This is a genomic window from Streptomyces sp. NPDC057543, assembly GCF_042801895.1.
GTDB lineage: Bacteria > Actinomycetota > Actinomycetes > Streptomycetales > Streptomycetaceae > Streptomyces.
In genome coordinates, this window is sequence record NZ_JBHVFF010000590.1 from 1 (window position 1) to 1,329 (window position 1,329).

The 1,329-nt window shown below is 72.6% G+C and carries 1 protein-coding gene and 1 pseudogene; both read right to left on the reverse strand.

Annotated elements, in window-relative coordinates; translation table 11 throughout:
* A partial coding sequence (locus tag ACFU8Q_RS41505) for an alpha/beta fold hydrolase (RefSeq protein WP_384465413.1) occupies positions 1-831 on the reverse strand: 831 nt, incomplete at its 3' end.
* A gap of 149 nt (positions 832-980) precedes the next feature.
* A pseudogene (locus tag ACFU8Q_RS41510) lies at positions 981-1,329 on the reverse strand (conjugal transfer protein TraA); the annotation flags it as partial.

Below are 1,329 nucleotides of genomic sequence, written 5' to 3' on the forward strand. Positions count from 1 at the left end.
GTGCGCGGCGAACCGGTCGAACGCCGCCTGGACCGCCTTGACCTGCGACACCTGCTCCTCGTCGAGGTCCTCGGTCGGATCGACGGACGCTTCGAGGACGAGCCGTCCGACGTGCGACGGGTACAGGTGGGCATAGACCGCGCCGAGCGCCGTTCCGTACGAGACGCCGAAGTAGTGCAGCCGCTCGTCGCCGAGGAGGTAGCGCACCAGGTCGAGGTCGCGCGCGGTGTGCGAGGTGCCGATGTACGGGAGGAGCGCCCCGGAGTGCTCGGCGCAGGCGTCGGCCCCGTCGTAGCCGGTGTCGTCCGCGGTCTTCCCGCAGCGCACGGGGATGGTCGCGCCAACGCCGCGCGGGTCGAAGGAGACCAGGTCGTAGCGGTCGAGGAGCGGCTTGTACTGGTTGAGGAATTCGGGTAGTCCGCTCACGCCGGACACGCCGGGGCCGCCGAAGTTGAGGACGAGCGAGCCGATGCGCCGGGCGTTCGGGCCGGTGGCCTTGCGGCGTATCAGTGCGACGTCGATCGTCCTGCCGTCTGGTTTCCGGTAGTCGAGGGGGGCCTTCATGGCGGCGCAGTCGTAGCCCGTGCGCGCGCTGGGCGGCGAGGTGCAGCGGGACCAGTGGAGGTGCTGGCTGGTGGTGAGCGCGGTGGGCAGACCGGCAGGGGGGTTGTTCGCGGTGAACTCCGTACGCGGCTCCGCACTCCGGCCGGGAGCGTCGTGCTGGAGCCAGGCGCCGACGGCCCCGATCGCGGCGAGGACGACCCCGGCGATGATGCGCGCACCGACCGAGAGGCCCGGTCTGCGGCTTCGTATCGGATGTGCGTCACTCATCAAAATCCCCGCGCTCCCGCCCCTGGACGCCCGCCCCGTGCCCGCATGCCCGTACCCGTGATCGTCCGATCGTCGAATGAGTGCAGGGTACAAGCCGCCTCCGACAGCACGGCTCGCGAGAGTGCCCAGAAATTTAGATCGCCCCGTGCTCACGCGACTCCTCCTGCGGTCCGGCCCGGCGTGTGCTGGACGCCGGGCTGCTGGGTGTGCGACGGCGAGGCCGTCACCGGGGCGGGCTGTGGCCGGGGGCCGCGGGCGACGGCGCGCTCCCGCATGCCGTCCTGGAGTCTGGCGGCCAGCCGGGCGGCTGCTTCGAAGGTCCGGCGGGACTGCTCCACCGTGTCGACGTCGACGCCGGACTCCTGCTCCAGAAGGCGGCCGGCCCTCCGGCCGGTGTGGAACGGCCGCGGGTGCGACCTCGATGCGGCAGGCACGGCGACGGCGTACGGCCGGGAGCCCAGGCGCTCCGCACGTCGCGCTGCGTTGCCCCGGGCGGCC